This window comes from Bacillus sp. SJ-10, from assembly GCF_002843505.1.
Classification (GTDB): Bacteria; Bacillota; Bacilli; order Bacillales; family Bacillaceae; genus Bacillus; species Bacillus velezensis.
In genome coordinates this window covers 3,661,572-3,675,701 of the sequence record NZ_CP025258.1, presented here as the reverse complement: position 1 = coordinate 3,675,701, position 14,130 = coordinate 3,661,572, and the positions used below count along the sequence as shown (strand labels likewise).

At 46.2% G+C, this 14,130-nt stretch carries 19 protein-coding genes; 11 read left to right on the top strand and 8 right to left on the bottom strand.

Annotation, left to right across the window (positions count from 1 at the left end; genetic code table 11):
* Positions 1 to 6 precede the first annotated feature (6 nt).
* Positions 7 to 504 (bottom strand): cation:proton antiporter regulatory subunit, encoded by a 498-nt coding sequence (locus CXL14_RS18145; protein WP_012117200.1) that lies wholly within the window; start codon positions 502 to 504, stop codon positions 7 to 9.
* Between the two features lie 27 nt (positions 505 to 531).
* Positions 532 to 885, bottom strand: a complete 354-nt coding sequence (locus CXL14_RS18140; RefSeq protein WP_014417322.1) for a hypothetical protein — start codon at positions 883 to 885, stop codon at positions 532 to 534.
* Between the two features lie 184 nt (positions 886 to 1,069).
* On the opposite strand from CXL14_RS18140, the gene CXL14_RS18135 reads away from it, so the two are divergent.
* A complete protein-coding gene (locus tag CXL14_RS18135; RefSeq protein ID WP_007409232.1) occupies positions 1,070 to 1,837 on the top strand; it encodes an enoyl-CoA hydratase in 768 nt (255 codons plus the stop codon).
* Positions 1,838 to 1,861: 24 nt separating this feature from the next.
* Here the strand turns inward: CXL14_RS18135 and CXL14_RS18130 are convergent, their stop codons facing one another.
* Positions 1,862 to 2,047, bottom strand: coding sequence for a YhzD family protein (locus tag CXL14_RS18130; protein WP_015239502.1), 186 nt, complete (start codon positions 2,045 to 2,047; stop codon positions 1,862 to 1,864).
* A 105-nt stretch (positions 2,048 to 2,152) separates the two neighbouring features.
* On the opposite strand from CXL14_RS18130, the gene CXL14_RS18125 reads away from it, so the two are divergent.
* The 6 genes from CXL14_RS18125 to CXL14_RS18100 all read left to right on the top strand — a co-directional run bounded on the left by CXL14_RS18125 (position 2,153) and on the right by CXL14_RS18100 (position 9,874).
* A complete protein-coding gene (locus tag CXL14_RS18125) occupies positions 2,153 to 3,049 on the top strand; it encodes an ABC transporter ATP-binding protein (RefSeq protein ID WP_007409231.1) in 897 nt (298 codons plus the stop codon).
* The gene (locus tag CXL14_RS18120) at positions 3,042 to 4,301 is read left to right on the top strand and encodes an ABC transporter permease (RefSeq protein WP_014417324.1); all 1,260 of its coding nucleotides are present in this window, start codon (positions 3,042 to 3,044) and stop codon (positions 4,299 to 4,301) included. The genes CXL14_RS18125 and CXL14_RS18120 overlap by 8 nt, the downstream gene beginning before the upstream one ends.
* Positions 4,302 to 4,411: 110 nt before the next feature.
* Positions 4,412 to 5,635: a metallophosphoesterase family protein gene (locus tag CXL14_RS18115; RefSeq protein WP_014417325.1), complete on the top strand. Its 1,224-nt coding sequence runs from the start codon at positions 4,412 to 4,414 to the stop codon at positions 5,633 to 5,635.
* The gene (locus CXL14_RS18110) at positions 5,632 to 8,514 is read left to right on the top strand and encodes an ATP-binding protein (protein ID WP_014417326.1); all 2,883 of its coding nucleotides are present in this window, start codon (positions 5,632 to 5,634) and stop codon (positions 8,512 to 8,514) included. Before CXL14_RS18115 ends, CXL14_RS18110 begins: the two co-directional genes overlap by 4 nt.
* A 73-nt stretch (positions 8,515 to 8,587) precedes the next feature.
* On the top strand, positions 8,588 to 9,532 hold the full coding sequence (gene yhaM, locus CXL14_RS18105) for a 3'-5' exoribonuclease YhaM (protein WP_014417327.1): 945 nt from the start codon (positions 8,588 to 8,590) through the stop codon (positions 9,530 to 9,532).
* 114 nt (positions 9,533 to 9,646) lie between these two features.
* On the top strand, positions 9,647 to 9,874 hold the full coding sequence (locus CXL14_RS18100) for a sporulation YhaL family protein (protein WP_012117207.1): 228 nt from the start codon (positions 9,647 to 9,649) through the stop codon (positions 9,872 to 9,874).
* A 38-nt stretch (positions 9,875 to 9,912) separates the two neighbouring features.
* Here the strand turns inward: CXL14_RS18100 and CXL14_RS18095 are convergent, their stop codons facing one another.
* Positions 9,913 to 10,764, bottom strand: coding sequence for a peptidylprolyl isomerase (locus tag CXL14_RS18095; RefSeq protein ID WP_014417328.1), 852 nt, complete (start codon positions 10,762 to 10,764; stop codon positions 9,913 to 9,915).
* 158 nt (positions 10,765 to 10,922) lie between these two features.
* Between CXL14_RS18095 and yhzE1 the strand changes: the two genes are divergently transcribed.
* A complete protein-coding gene (gene yhzE1, locus CXL14_RS18090) occupies positions 10,923 to 11,009 on the top strand; it encodes a sporulation protein YhzE1 (protein WP_017417375.1) in 87 nt (28 codons plus the stop codon).
* A 124-nt stretch (positions 11,010 to 11,133) separates the two neighbouring features.
* The gene (gene yhzE2 / locus CXL14_RS18085) at positions 11,134 to 11,220 is read left to right on the top strand and encodes a sporulation protein YhzE2 (RefSeq protein WP_003155248.1); all 87 of its coding nucleotides are present in this window, start codon (positions 11,134 to 11,136) and stop codon (positions 11,218 to 11,220) included.
* Between the two features lie 56 nt (positions 11,221 to 11,276).
* On the opposite strand, the gene CXL14_RS18080 is transcribed toward yhzE2, so the two are convergent.
* Together CXL14_RS18080 and CXL14_RS18075 are read right to left on the bottom strand one after the other, a co-directional pair.
* A complete protein-coding gene (locus CXL14_RS18080; RefSeq protein WP_003155245.1) occupies positions 11,277 to 11,495 on the bottom strand; it encodes a hypothetical protein in 219 nt (72 codons plus the stop codon).
* 60 nt (positions 11,496 to 11,555) lie between these two features.
* Complete coding sequence (locus CXL14_RS18075) at positions 11,556 to 12,086, bottom strand: DUF3267 domain-containing protein (RefSeq protein WP_007409225.1); 531 nt, start codon at positions 12,084 to 12,086, stop codon at positions 11,556 to 11,558.
* A 210-nt stretch (positions 12,087 to 12,296) separates the two neighbouring features.
* Between CXL14_RS18075 and CXL14_RS18065 the strand changes: the two genes are divergently transcribed.
* A complete protein-coding gene (locus CXL14_RS18065; RefSeq protein WP_003155243.1) occupies positions 12,297 to 12,638 on the top strand; it encodes a YhaI family protein in 342 nt (113 codons plus the stop codon).
* On the opposite strand, the gene CXL14_RS18060 is transcribed toward CXL14_RS18065, so the two are convergent.
* Together CXL14_RS18060 and CXL14_RS18055 are read right to left on the bottom strand one after the other, a co-directional pair.
* On the bottom strand, positions 12,635 to 13,246 hold the full coding sequence (locus tag CXL14_RS18060) for an HTH-type transcriptional regulator Hpr (RefSeq protein ID WP_014417329.1): 612 nt from the start codon (positions 13,244 to 13,246) through the stop codon (positions 12,635 to 12,637). The genes CXL14_RS18065 and CXL14_RS18060 overlap by 4 nt on opposite strands.
* A gap of 179 nt (positions 13,247 to 13,425) precedes the next feature.
* Positions 13,426 to 13,782, bottom strand: a complete 357-nt coding sequence (locus CXL14_RS18055; protein ID WP_014417330.1) for a YtxH domain-containing protein — start codon at positions 13,780 to 13,782, stop codon at positions 13,426 to 13,428.
* A gap of 117 nt (positions 13,783 to 13,899) precedes the next feature.
* Between CXL14_RS18055 and CXL14_RS18050 the strand changes: the two genes are divergently transcribed.
* Positions 13,900 to 14,091: a membrane protein YhzF gene (locus CXL14_RS18050; RefSeq protein ID WP_007409223.1), complete on the top strand. Its 192-nt coding sequence runs from the start codon at positions 13,900 to 13,902 to the stop codon at positions 14,089 to 14,091.
* Positions 14,092 to 14,130: the final 39 nt, after the last annotated feature.

The following is a 14,130-nucleotide window of genomic DNA, read 5'->3' as shown; positions in this document are numbered from 1 at the left end:
AACAGATCACACTCCGTCTCTGGAGAGGAAGTCTTGGATCAGTTTCTTCAGATGCTTTCTTTCACCTGAGAGGACGAGTGTATCGTTTGCTTCAAGGAGCGAATCAGCGCCCGGGTTTAAAAGCTTTTTCTGGTTATGCTTAATGATGGCGATGACCGTCACGTCATAGTTCTGGCGCACATCCAGTTCGCCGAGCGTCCGCCCTGCCGCTTTTGCCCCTTTTTCAACTTTAAACCATTCGATAATCAGATCGTTGAACGCCATTTCAATCGATTCAAGCGCCTGCGGTTTATACACCATCCCGCCGATAATCGCGGCAATCTGTCTTGCTTCCGCATCATCAAGTGAAATGCTTGCCAGAAGCTCATCAGGGTCGCGGTCATCAAATCTGTAAATTTCCCGCCTGCCGTCATCATGAATGATGATCGTCATTTTTTCATGATTTCTCGTTTCGATTTCGAATTTTTTCCCGATGCCGGGCAGATCGTTTTCTTTAATATTCATAAAAAATCCCTCCGGAATATACTGTTTTTACACCGTAAATACAGATTGGCAATGAGAAATGGTCTGATGCCGGAGGTAATTTGACTGGTATTGTATCGGAATGGCGCATGTCCTTTCCATGGTGGAATCAATGAATTGATCAAGAGGTTTGACAGATAACAGGGAGATCATCCGGGATAACGCACCGTATCCTTTTGACAGGCCTTGCGGAGCGGTTTTGGTTTGAACCGGCGTCTTTGCCGAATCCGTTTCCTGCGGGTAAACCGAAATTTGTACATGGCTGTCTGTTTCTGTCACCAATTGGGAAGGAAGAGCGACATCCGAAGGGGGGAACAGCACCATAAAAAAGCTCAGTAACAAGCTGAGTATCACATATTTCATTATCGGCGTTTTTCCCCCCTTTTGTTTTGTATATCAATTTCACTATATAAAAATGTATGTTCAGTTTCAAATGATATGCATTTTTCGGTATCTGTTGACCTTGAAAAATAAAGGAGTTTCGCTTCGGGGGAAGGAATATATCATTTGAACAAAATATGTAAGCGGATTCAAGGGGGATGTAAACATGCAGTATATTCGTTATGAAGAAAAGGGAAAGATCGCGGAGATTGTGCTGAACCGGCCTGACAGTTACAATGCGCTGAATGAACAAATGCTCCGGGAATTGGAAAATGCATGCGTGATGGCAGCCGACAGTGAGGCGCTTATCGTGCTTTTACGGGGGGAAGGCCGGGGATTTTCCGCGGGCGGTGATATTCAGATGATGACGTCTGATCATGATTCAGGAGAATATGAACGGCTCATGAAAATGATCGAATCCATTACGCTGACCCTCTATGATATGAAAAAAATTGTGATTGCCGCCATCCACGGAGCCGCGGCGGGGCTCGGGCTGAGTTTCGCGCTGTGCGCCGATGTGGTGCTCGCCGAAGAAAACGCCCGCCTCGCGATGAATTTCATCGGCATCGGATTGGTTCCCGATGGAGGAGGCCATTATTTATTAATGAGACGCGTCGGTGAGATCGAAGCGAAAAAACTGATTTGGAGCGGTGAAAAATTGCCTGCTGAAAAAGCGGTGCGGCTCAAGCTTGCCGACGGGCTGTTCAGCGGCGGCCCTGCGGAGGGGGCACAACCGTATATCGACCGATTGCTGCATGCGCCGCTGTCAGCGATGATTGAAACGAAGGCTATTTATCAGAGCCTCCATATCAGCCGGTTAAAAGACGTTTTGTCTCTTGAACGAAAGGCCCAGGAAAATATGAGAAAAACGGATGATCATAAAGAGGGCATCCGCGCCTTTTTAGAAAAACGGACGCCGCAATTTAACCGGTAAAATACAGAAGCCGGAAAGCTTCTGTTATCTGTGGAATAAAATCAGCTTTCCGGCTTCATTTACCAAGCGATGAGTACTGTTCTCAAGCTTTTTTTCCTTCAATAAAGCCTCTCCGGCGGCCTTCGCCTCCGCCTCATTATCCGCTTCGATCCGTTCATTCAGCAGCGTTTCTCCCGACGCATGGAATGCGGTCAATACATATTGTCCCATCATGTCACCCCCTTTATAGAATGATATTCTGATAAAGAATTTAAAATCCTCCATTAATTTTTACCCATTATTAGTATATAATGGGTCAAGGAAGGAGTTGGATTTGTGCTTACAATTGAAAACGTAACGAAAACATTCGGCAGCTTTACCGCTGTTGACAATTTGAACCTGCAAATACCTGAAAGGGAAATGTTCGGGCTGCTCGGCGCAAACGGCGCGGGAAAAACGACGACCTTTCGGATGATTTTAGGTCTTTTAAGCCTGACTGACGGGCATATCACCTGGAAAGGGCAGCCGGTCAATTATTCCATCAGTGAAAAAATCGGCTATCTCCCGGAAGAGCGGGGGCTGTATCCGAAAGTGAAGGTGAGTGACCAGCTTGTCTATCTGGCGAGATTAAAAGGAATGGGCAAAAAAGAGGCGGAAAAAGAGCTCATGACATGGCTCGAGCGGTTCGGCATTACAGATTACAAGAATAAGAAAGTCGAAGAGCTGTCGAAAGGAAACCAGCAGAAAATCCAGTTCATTTCGGCCGTCCTGCATAAGCCTGAACTGCTGATTCTCGATGAACCTTTCAGCGGTCTTGATCCGGTGAATGTCGAGCTGCTGAAAGAAGCGGTTATTTCTTTGAAAAACAGCGGCGTTTCTATCGTTTTTTCAAGCCACCGAATGGAGCATGTGGAAGAGCTTTGCGAGAATTTGTGCATTCTCCAGAAGGGAAAACCCGTCGTTCAAGGCAATCTGAAAGACATTAAGCGGTCTTTCGGCAAAAAAAATGTCACCGTTCATTCAGATGATGACCTCAGCTTTTTAAAAACGCATGAAGGCGTCGTGAAATGGAAGGAAACAAATGACGGGATCAGACTGCAGGTCGCGAATGAACCGGTTTCTCAGGATATTTTCCGGGCCCTGCAAGGGAAAGGTTTTATACGGAAGTTCGAATTGGAAGAGCCGTCACTGCATGATATTTTTATAGAAAAGGTGGGGGCCGTTTATGAATAAATTTTGGATTATGCTGTTTCATACATATAAAAACAAAATCGCGGCAAAGTCATTCATTATTTCGACCGCCATTACCGTTTTATTAGTATTAGCGGTGACCAACCTGCAATCGATTATATCCGTGTTTCAATCGGATGACGGCAAGCAGCAAATCGCGGTGATTGATGAAACGGGCGGGCTGTACCCGGCGTTTGCAAAACAGCTTAAAGCGGCGGATACAGACAATGATCTCCAGGCAATGGAGACGAAGGAGTCCGAAAAAGATGCCGTAAAGCGTGTCAAAGACGGTGAATGGGACGGACTGTTTATCATCAGACAAGATCAAAAAGGAACGATAACAGGAGCATACAAGGCGCTGACCATTTCCGATGAATCAGCGTATAAACTGCTCAAGCAGGCTTTAACCCAGACAAAAACCGCTGTCGAAACCGCCAAGCTTGGCATTTCGGCAGAAAAAGTCAGCAGCCTCTACACTCCGCCGGAAGTCAGCAAAGACGCGCTGGAAAAAGGGGCGAAGTCTGAGGAAGAGCTCGGTCAGGTAATGGGGCTTGTATACATCATGCTGTTTGTCATCTACTTCTCAGTTATCATGTACGCAAGCATGATTGCGATGGAAGTGGCGACGGAAAAATCGTCCCGCGTCATGGAAATTTTAATTTCAAGCATGCCGCCGATTCAGCAGATGTTTGCCAAGCTGTTCGGTATCGCGCTCGTGGGGATCACACAGTTTGCGGTGCTGATTGCAGCGGGTTATCTCTCACTGAAGCTGAACCCTCATAATGAGGCGTCGTCGCCGATCAGTGCATTTCTCAATTTTACGGATGTTCCAGTCTCGACGATAGTCTATGCCGTCATTTTCTATTTGCTCGGCTATTTTCTTTACGCGACGCTTGCCGCGTTTCTCGGCAGTGTTGTCAGCCGGATAGAGGACGTACAGCAGACGATTCAGCCGATGGTTTTTTTAGTCGTGGCAGGTTTTATGATCGCCATGTTCGGCATCGGCAATCCTGACGCCGGTTTTATTACCGTTACATCTTACATTCCGTTTTTCACGCCGATGATTATGTTTTTACGCGTAGGGATGCTCGATATCCCGTTTTGGCAGGCTGCGGCCGGAATCGCCCTGACACTGGTCACTATCGTGATCTTTGCGGCGGTCGGCGCGAAAATTTACAAAGGCGGCGTATTGATTTACGGAAACGCCAGCGGATTCAAAGCGATTAAACAAGCGCTGCGCATCTCCAAAAAATAAGAGAAACAGCCCGGAACAGCCGGGCTGTTTTTTTATTTTGCAGAACGTGCATTCGTATAAAAACGGTGCTAAAATAAGGGTAATTCAATTTGCAGAAAGGGGAGGGCGAGATGACTGATCTGACGTTTATTCATGCAGCTGACCTGCATCTGGACAGCCCGTTTTACGGCATTTCGAATCTGCCTGAACCGGTATATGCGCGTATTAAAGAAAGCACATTTCACAGCGTCCGCCGTCTGACGGACGGGGCACTCCGGGAGCAGGCAGATTTCGTGCTGCTTTCGGGGGATCTGTTTGACGAAGCCAACAGAAGTTTAAAAGCCCAGCTGTTTTTGAGAAAACAGTTTACGAGATTACAGGAAGCGGATATCCAAGTGTTCGTCATATTCGGCAACCATGATCATTTGGGCGGTAAGTGGACGCCGATTGAATGGCCGGAAAATGTACATATCTTCACCTCGGATACACCGGAGGAAAAATCTTTCTTTAAAAACGGAGAGCTTGCGGCAAGCATATACGGATGCAGCTATCAAGAAAGAAGCGTAATGGTCAATCAGGCAGCCCGTTACCGGAAAATGACCGGCGCGCCTTATCATATTGGCATGCTCCACGGCATGTTATCAGGAGCGGAAGGGCATGACCCGTACTGCCCGTTTACGAAAGAAGACCTTGAAAAAAGCGGCATGGATTACTGGGCGCTCGGACACATTCATAAACGGCAGGTTCTGTCCGCCCGGCATCCCGCCGCCATTTACCCCGGGAATATTCAAGCACGGCATTTAAAAGAAACCGGGCCTAAGGGATATTATCTCGTCCGGGCGGCAAACGGTGAGATGTCTTGGGAATTCAAAGAAGCGCATGATGTGTTATGGGAGGAAATTGATCTTGATATCTCCGGAGCTGAACATATGACTTCACTTCTGAAAGCCGCATCGGATACATTCTCCGGCTTGCGCGCGGCGGGCCGCCCGGCATGTGTCAGGCTGGTGCTTCGCGGCGCGGCGCCCCGCTTTTGGACGGAGGCGCCCGCAGGCATCGCGGAGGAGCTTCTTTCCGCTTTACAGGAGGAAGAGGCCGAAGAGGAATGTTTCGTCTGGCCGCTTGCGCTTGAGGATCGGACGGATGAAACAGACACCGTGCCGCCCGATCCGTTTTTTAAAGGGCTCCTTCAGGACATAGAACAATGCGCGGACATGAGCGGTGTATTTGAAGCCCTTGAGCGTCATCCCGTATACCGGCGTCAGATAGCTTCATTTACAGATGAAGAGATACTGGATATTAAGCGGCAGGCTCAAGCCGTTTTAAGACGCCAGATGAAGGAGCTTCAGCGATGAAAATAACGGCGATGCATATTTACCAATACGGAAAATTTTCCGACCGAAGTTTTCAGCTGTCAGATTCTTCCGTGCAAGTGATCTACGGGTTAAATGAAGCGGGGAAAACGACATTGATGTCCTTTATCAAAAGCGTGCTGTTCGGTTTTCCGAAATCAAAAAAATACGAACCGAAAAATGGCGGGGTTTACGGCGGCACTGTGGAATTGAAGCATGTCGATCACGGTGCTGTCAAAATCGAACGGACAAAAGGCGCTGCCGAAAAAGTCAGAGTGTATACGGCTTCAGGCGAAATTAAGGACGGAGAATGGCTCAAACAGCTTCTTTCCGATACAGATCGGGCGCTGTACGAAGCGATCTATTCGTTCGATGTATTCGGACTGCAGGAGATTCAAGCTTTTAACCGGGACAAAATCGGCGAGTTTCTCCTGTATTCGAGCTTATTCGGGTCGGAAGCGGCGGCAAAGCTTGACGGGCGGCTGGCAAAAGAACTTGACAGGATGTATAAGCCGAACGGGCGGAACCCCCGCTTAAATCAGGAGTTGGATACATTAAAGCGGCTCAGCGCCCAGCTGAAACAGGCGGAAGCTGCGGAAGCGGGCTATCACAGCCTTCTGGAAGAGAAAAAAAGCGCCGGCGGCCGTTTGCAGGATGCCGAAGCACGATTGAAAGACATAACTGAAGAAATCAAAACAGTAAAATCAGCGATAGAAGCAAAGCCGCTCGCAGACAAAAAAACAGCCTTGGAAAGCGAACTTTCTTCTTATCCGGAAGCATTGAAGCAATTCCCGAAGGACGGAATGCATCAGCTTGAAAAATACGAATCGCATCTCCATCCGAAAGCGGCCCGTCTTGAGGGGCTTCGGGCAAAAGCGGATGAACTCCGGCGGCAGGCTGAGCTGCTCGCTCCAAATGAGGACTTGCTGCAAAAAGAGCGGCAGCTGCAGGAGCTTTCCGGCGAGCAGCATATGTACGAATCGCGCGGCGAACAGCTTGCCGCCATCCAATCACAGATCCGGCAGACATCTGCCCGCGTTTCGTCAGGATTGCAGCAGCTCGGAAGACATGAGGAAGACGGCATTCTTTCACTGAACACCGATTATGAATATGAATGGCGGCTGCAGGAAGCCGTGCAGAGCGCCGGACAGGCAAGAGAAAGAAAGGCACAGCTTGATGCGATGTTCGAACAAGCGCGGCTGGAGCTGGAAGAAGCCGAACGAAAACATGCCGTGACGGCGGAAAACATTTTGGACCCCGCTGTCAGGAAAGAAAAAGAAGCCGCTTTACAATTATATAAGCAAACGGCTGATACAGAAGGAAACGAATGGCAGGCACATGTTCAGCATCTGGAAAAACAGCGCGCCAAACAAAAAAAGCTCTTTCTCGGTGCGGGCATTCTGTTCATTGCGATTTTCGCTATGTTAAAAGAATGGCTGCCCGCCGCCCTTTTTACCGGCGCTCTGCTGCTGTATATGCTGTCCGGCATGCAAAAGCCGCTGCCGTCAGAAAGAGGAGGGCCCGGACACAAGAAAAAGAAGCCGGCGATCTCTAAAGAAGCGGCTGATCTTCTGCAGGAAGAGCTTTGGCGTGACGGCCGGCACCGGCAGCAGCTGATTGCGGATCAAGCCGTGCTTGAACAGAAAGAAGCGGCATATGAAAGAGTCATCCGCCAATATGAAGAATGGGAGGCGGAAATGGCGCCGTCTGAAAAACAGGCGGAACTTTTTATGAAGGAACTGGGGTTTTCAGGAAGTCCTTCCCATCTTCTTGACGCATATCATGTGATGAAAGATGTCAAAAAAGAAATCCTTAACAAGCATGAGCTGACCATTGAAGCGGGCCGGCTGCAAAAGCTGCAAAGAGCATTTGAGGACCGGGTCAAAAAGCTGAGTCCTTCAGACGGAAGGGAGCTGTCCGTAAAAGAAAGACTGCACGTTTTGCTGGCGCAGGCGGAACGGGCCCGTGAGGAAGCAAAACGAAAACAGGCGCTCGAAACGGATCTGCTGCATGCACAAGAGCAAATGCGTGAATTAAACGAAGAAGTTCATTACTACGAACAGCAGGTCAAACTGCTTTTCATGGCGGCAGGCGCAAAAAACCGCGAACACTTTTGTGAACTCGCCAGGCTGAATGAAAGCCGCCGGGAAACAGAGCGGCAGCTGCGCGAAATCAAAACGCACTTGTCCGGCATAGGCGGAAAACAGCTGGAGCCGTACATGAGCCGCACAGTGTCCGAACTTGAACATACAGTCGTTCAGAAGGAAACAGAGAAAAAAACGCTTGAGGAAAAAAGCGCCCAGCTCCGTGAGCAAACCGCTTTATTAACGGTGAAGCAAGAGCAGCTGGAGTCCTCGGGGCTTGTATCCGATTTAAAACAGCAGACAGAAATGCAGAAGGAGCGCGTGAAAAAAACCGCTAAAGAGTGGGCCGCATTACAGACGGTCAGACACATTATCAGGGAAAAAATGGAGCGGCATAAAAAAGTGACGCTTCCCCGTCTGTTAGAAACCGCCGGTGCATTATACGGACCGCTTACGGACGGACGCTATCACAAATTGTATTTTTCCGAAGCTGATGATTCCATTATGGTCATGCGGAAAGACGGAACGGTGTTTTCTGCAGGCGAACTGTCACAGGCGGCATGCGAGCAGCTTTATGCGGCGATTCGTTTTGCCCTTGCGTCAGAGAGGGAGTCTGCGGTATCACTGCCGTTTTTACTTGATGACAGTTTTGTCCATTTTGACAGGCAGCGGCTGCAGCGGCTGTTTGATGTGCTGAATCAGCTTTCAGAAGGCGGGCGGCAGATACTTTATTTCACCTGCCATGAGCATGTCAGCCGGTCTTTTCACAGCGGACAAGTCATGCGGCTCCTGTCATAAAAGAGTTTATTTTCAAAAAAGAGGTATGTGCTATACTGGTATTATGTAAGATATGGAGGGAGCTTTTAATAGAATGGCAAAAGGTATTATGCTGCACGAGGTCGGCGAGCAGGTCGATCAATACTTTCTGATTAAATCTTCGACTAAAGGAATCGCAAGCAACGGAAAACCATTCCTGACGTTAATACTGCAGGACCAATCGGGAGATATCGAAGCGAAGCTGTGGGATGCCAAGCCGACTGATGAAGTAACGTACGCGGCGCAGACGATCGTGAAGGTGATCGGAGATGTCCATCACTATCGCGGACGAAACCAGCTTAAGCTGAGAAACATCCGGCCGGCCGGCGAGAACGAAAATGTCAGCATTGATGATTTTCTGGAAACGGCGCCGATTCCGAAAAATGAAATGATGGAAACCGTCACTCAATACATTTTTGAAATGAAAAATCCAAACATCCAGCGGATCACAAGACATCTGGTCAAAAAATATGCGGCTGAGTTTATGGATTACCCGGCTGCGGCTAAAAACCACCATGAGTTCGTCTCCGGGCTCGCGTATCATGTAGTGTCCATGCTGAACCTGGCAAAAGCGATTGCCGATCTGTATCCGTCTCTTGACCGGGATTTACTGTATGCCGGAGTCATTCTGCATGATCTCGGCAAAGTAAAAGAGCTTTCAGGCCCCGTCTCCACAACGTACACCGTGGAAGGGAATCTGCTCGGGCACATTTCGATCATGGTGACAGAGCTTTCAAAAGCAGCCGAAGAGCTTCAGATTGACGCTGAAGAAGTGCTGATTCTGAAACATTTGATTTTAAGCCATCACGGAAAAGCGGAATGGGGAAGCCCGAAACCGCCGATGGTGAAAGAAGCGGAAATTCTGCACTACATTGATAATCTGGATGCAAAAATGATCATGATGGACAGAGCGCTGGAACGGGTGAAGCCGGGCGAATACACAGAGCGTGTATTTGCGCTTGAAAACCGTTCTTTCTACAAACCGACTTTCCATCAATAAGATAAAAAGGCCGATTCTCTATGATCGGTCTTTTTTACGTTCAGCTCTCATAACTTGTCTTTATCAAGCATAGCTTAGAATAAAGACTCTGGGTGAAAAAGGGAGGAAACCGACGTGCTATTTTTTCCTTGGTGGGTATACCTTTGCATTATCGGAATTATTTTCAGCGCATATAAGCTTTTCACAACAGCTAAAGAAGAGGAAAAGCTTGACCAGTCGTTTATTGAAAAAGAAGGAAGGGTGTATATTGAACGGATGGAACAGGAACGCGAGCGCCGTATGGCTGCGCCCGCAAGTGAAAACGGGGATGCAGAAGAAAACTCCAATCATTCCATCGCATAAAAAAACTGTGCGGCTCGCCGAGAGCCCGCACAGTTTTTTTATTTAGATTCAGAAGATGTTGAAGTGTTAAACGTGTCTTTTAAGTCTTTGTCTTCAACTTTTACGTCAGCTTTTTTCATGACTTTTTGAATCGCTGCCTGTACAGCTGAGTTGTCGTTTAATTTCTGTTTAAGAACTTCTTCTTTCAGTTCTTTTTTCATGTCATCATATTTGCCGCGTTCTTCCGTCTTTTTGATGATATGATAACCGAATTTTGTTTTGACCGGATCGCTGACTTGTCCGACTTTCAGGCCGAATGCAGCTTTGCTGAATGTTGCATCCATTGACTTTTTATCGAACCAGCCAAGGTCGCCGCCGCTGTCTTTTGATGTGTCAGTTGAGTATTCTTTCGCAAGCGTTTCAAACTTCTCGCCTTTTTTCAGCTTTTTCTCCACTTCGTCAGCTGTCTTTTTGTCAGCGACAAGGATGTGGCTCGCGCGGATTTTACCTTTTAAGCCGTCGTAATATTCTTTCGTATCAGCGTCAGTCACTTTGATGTTGTCTTTCGCCGCTTTTTGTGCAAGCAGTTCGTACTTCACCTGATCTTTCAGGTAATCTTCGCCGTACTGCTGTTTAAGGGCGCTGTACTGATCGCCGAGCTGCGTTTTGTACTCTTTCAGCTTGTTATCGATTTCTTTATCCGTTACTTTGTATTTTTTTGCTAATACTTTTTCTTGTACGAGCTGTGTCAGCACACTTGCACCCGCGGTTTTTTTCATGTTCGTGTAGAGCTCGCCTTTTGTTACATTTCCGGCATCTGTCTTGGCGATTACGTCGTTGTCGCCGCTGCTGCAAGCGCTGAGAGCCAGGACGCTCGTTGCCGTAATAGCTGCTATCGCGATTTTCTTCATTCCTTTAAACACTCCTAATCATCCAAATTAAATTGCATATGCGTATCATAACATATTGTGGCTTTCTGTAAAAAGATTTTAAATAAAGGGCATTCGTCTAGTCAAACTTTTTCCTGATACATACAAATATATTGATCATGAAAAGGAGGTAATGAACCATGGGCGGAGGATATTCAAACGGTTTCGCGCTGCTCGTAGTACTGTTCATATTGCTTATCATCGTAGGTGCAGCTTACATTTGTTAAGCGAAACGGATCGCTTTTTCTAAAAGCGGTCCGTTTTCTTACCCGGGCGCCTAATCGTTTCAGAAGTACATTGCATATGATGTAATTGGAAAAATAAAACGTTTTGTAGGAGGTGCTTTTGGAGATGGGTGAAGTATTTGCAGGCGGTTTTGCATTATTGGTTGTTCTGTTCATCTTATTGATCATCATCGGCGCTTCTTGGCTTTATTAAGAAAAAAATATGGCTGTCGGGGGTCAGACCTCCGTCAGCCATATTTTTTTGCCTGTTTACACAGTAAAGGAGATCTCGACGAATGAAGAGATCAGTAAAATTAAAATAGATACATTAATAAAACGGAATACCTTATCCTGCCGGTCTTCAGGAATCTCTCTGACAAGGCATAATGTATTTGTGAGCCTGTTTATGAAATAAAGAATAAACAGGGCAGCCACGATAAAATAGAATAAAATGATGGGAGATTCCCCCTCTCTCTGAACTGCTCCCATATTACATTACCAAATATTTATTAAAAAAGATAGAATGTAACCTGAAAAATCAGCGGGACATCAAGACTCCGGCACTTTTTTCACTAAAATATCAAAACCGTCGGATTCCTGGTCAATCAGACATGATTTGGGCGCTTTGACCAGATGGAGCGCAAACAGAAGATCAGGCAGGCAATACCCCGCATGAATGCTCGAAATCATATAAAAGTAATGAGCGTGTCTCGGAAATGCCAGTCCGGCATAAAACAATAACGGCGTAATGAATAAAAACGGGCTGATCGTAGAAATCAGCATCGTCGTTTTCGGTATGCCTTTCCATGTCGGCATCCGCAAGAAGTACATTTTCATTTCCTTTTTTCTTTTTTTACAGATCATCGGCAGGACATGTATGACTTTATGTACAAATAAAGTAACAACGAGCAGAACACAAAAAGCAAACACGTGCCCGTCACTTAAACTGATATTCGGACGCAGCAGCCCGAATGCCAAGAAGTTGCATATAAAAAACAGGATCATAAAACCTACAGCAGTCAATAATAAACGAACCGCACCATAATCTTTGATCAGATTAATGGTTTTCCAGCAATTCATCAGAGTCATCCTTCCGTACAAAGATGGAATACAATCTCAAAATAATTTACTCTCTTCAGGAGAAAAAATCAATCCTTTTTTAAAGAAAAAAATAAACCTGGAAAGAGAAGAACAGAAGAGCTCGGTGAAACATGGAAATGTACGGTTTAACCTTTCTTCTCCATTCATTATCAGCTAAAATAAGATTAAAGATAGAAAGAAGTGAAACGGATGGATTCAATGGATCAGCGTATCGGGCGTTTAGAATATTACATACAATTGCTGGTGAAAACGGTGGATATGGATAAGTACCCTTTTTATGCGATGATGATTGAAAAAGGGCTGACCGAAGAAGAAGGAGAAGAGGTCGGGCGGATCTGCCGCGAATTGGAGGACGAGCTGGAGTCGCAAAAAGCGCAAGGCTTTGTGACGTTTGACAAGCTCCTTGCGCTTTTTGCGGGACAGCTGAACGAAAAATTAGATGTTCATGAAACGATTTTTGCTTTGTATGAGCAGGGGCTTTATACAGCGCTGATGGAAGAGTTTATTGAGATTATGAAGCACTTTGATTAACTGTTGATCGGTTCCAGCTCTTCAGCCGTTTCATGGACAGCCGATTCGTCCGTTTTTTTCTTCAGCCTTCCGTCTTCACTTTCAAAATCATTGTTTATGTTTGTCAATGATTTCTCGAATATCTCCATAAAATCTTCGCCGTAAATGTGGCGGATGACACAGGTTAATTCTTCAACCTCAGGAAACTTCCCGAATAAGTGGTAGATCGGCTGTGAGCCTTTAAACACCGCGTTCCTCGACGGATCAAACTCCTCAAGCAGGCTTTCGAATACATTTTCCCCTTCTTCAGTTAACTGAATGTACGTGTTCCGTTTATCATTCAGCCGCTTGGAAAATTTCAGATATCCCCGTTCTTCAAGCTTTTTTGAAAAGTTAAATGCAGTTGATACGTGCATAACGCCGAATTTGGCGATTTCTGAAATAGAAGCTCCTTTAAGCTGATAGGCAATCCATAATATATGATGCTCATTAATATTAAGGTCGTACGGCTTCAGCCAATTCTGCCAGTCTTTCTCGATAGATTTCCAGAGCGCTTTGGACAGCTGCGCCATTTTTTGGGTATAGATTAAAGCTTCTTTTAGATCGTAAGGCGGTTCAACACGATTCAATACAGATCACCTGCTTCACATTTTCTTTTCCTCTATTATGCCAATAAAATAAAGATTAATAAAGATGAAAATTTAAGAATTTTATAATAAATTCTTAATCCTTTGCTGGGAAAGGCTTTAAACCGCAAAAAAAAGTGCGGAACGCAATAGGTCCGCACTTTTTTTGGTTGTATAGGATATTAGTTTTGTAAGGTTTTCTCCAGCTGTCTGATTTTCTCTTCGATATCAGCGATTTCCTTTTGGAGATCCTGCTGGTGCGGCTTGATTTCCTCCTGCCACCTTTTAATGCTGGTCTGAAGCTCTCCGCCTACGTCTTTAATGACTTCTGCGCTTTCTTTCGCCGTTTGGACAAGCTGGTCCTTAAGCGCCATTCCGTCTTTTTTTAACCGTTTGATTGTGTCCTCAATTGAATTGCAATTCTCTTTGATTTTGCCCCGCAGCTCTTTTCCGGATGAAGGAGCCGAGAGTAACACCGCTGCGCCTCCGATCAATCCGCCTACGAAAAGGCCTGTTAAAAGGGAACGTCCGTCAGCCATTTGAAATCACCCCGTTTTTTTTCTCATAACTTTTATCATTTTTGTTCAGAAGAATAAACTTCTATACATAGCTTGCTTTATTTTAGCATATTTTTTAAGGGAAAAGGAGGGAGAAGGTTGTCTGTCTTTATGATTGTTTTATCTTGTATGGCTCTTGTCTTTGCGGCGGGCGCCGTTTATTACCTGAAACTGCTCGGCCAGGCCGCTTCATATCCGCCGAAGCGGGTCGTCCGCCAAAAGGCCATTGTCTGCTCAGCAGGAACCGCCCTCGCATTGTTCCTTATCTTTTTCACAAAACTTCTCGTATAAAACATGCTGAAACACATTAAAAAACCTCTTCCGGCCGGA

Coding starts and splice junctions, on each gene's coding strand:
- CXL14_RS18145 (WP_012117200.1), bottom strand. CDS start 504: ATGAATATTAAAGAAAACGATCTGCCCGGCATCGGGAAAAAATTCGAA.
- CXL14_RS18140 (WP_014417322.1), bottom strand. CDS start 885: ATGAAATATGTGATACTCAGCTTGTTACTGAGCTTTTTTATGGTGCTG.
- CXL14_RS18135 (WP_007409232.1), top strand. CDS start 1,070: ATGCAGTATATTCGTTATGAAGAAAAGGGAAAGATCGCGGAGATTGTG.
- CXL14_RS18130 (WP_015239502.1), bottom strand. CDS start 2,047: ATGGGACAATATGTATTGACCGCATTCCATGCGTCGGGAGAAACGCTG.
- CXL14_RS18120 (WP_014417324.1), top strand. CDS start 3,042: ATGAATAAATTTTGGATTATGCTGTTTCATACATATAAAAACAAAATC.
- CXL14_RS18115 (WP_014417325.1), top strand. CDS start 4,412: ATGACTGATCTGACGTTTATTCATGCAGCTGACCTGCATCTGGACAGC.
- CXL14_RS18110 (WP_014417326.1), top strand. CDS start 5,632: ATGAAAATAACGGCGATGCATATTTACCAATACGGAAAATTTTCCGAC.
- yhaM (WP_014417327.1), top strand. CDS start 8,588: ATGGCAAAAGGTATTATGCTGCACGAGGTCGGCGAGCAGGTCGATCAA.
- CXL14_RS18095 (WP_014417328.1), bottom strand. CDS start 10,764: ATGAAGAAAATCGCGATAGCAGCTATTACGGCAACGAGCGTCCTGGCT.
- yhzE1 (WP_017417375.1), top strand. CDS start 10,923: ATGGGCGGAGGATATTCAAACGGTTTCGCGCTGCTCGTAGTACTGTTC.
- yhzE2 (WP_003155248.1), top strand. CDS start 11,134: ATGGGTGAAGTATTTGCAGGCGGTTTTGCATTATTGGTTGTTCTGTTC.
- CXL14_RS18080 (WP_003155245.1), bottom strand. CDS start 11,495: ATGGGAGCAGTTCAGAGAGAGGGGGAATCTCCCATCATTTTATTCTAT.
- CXL14_RS18075 (WP_007409225.1), bottom strand. CDS start 12,086: ATGAATTGCTGGAAAACCATTAATCTGATCAAAGATTATGGTGCGGTT.
- CXL14_RS18065 (WP_003155243.1), top strand. CDS start 12,297: ATGGATTCAATGGATCAGCGTATCGGGCGTTTAGAATATTACATACAA.
- CXL14_RS18055 (WP_014417330.1), bottom strand. CDS start 13,782: ATGGCTGACGGACGTTCCCTTTTAACAGGCCTTTTCGTAGGCGGATTG.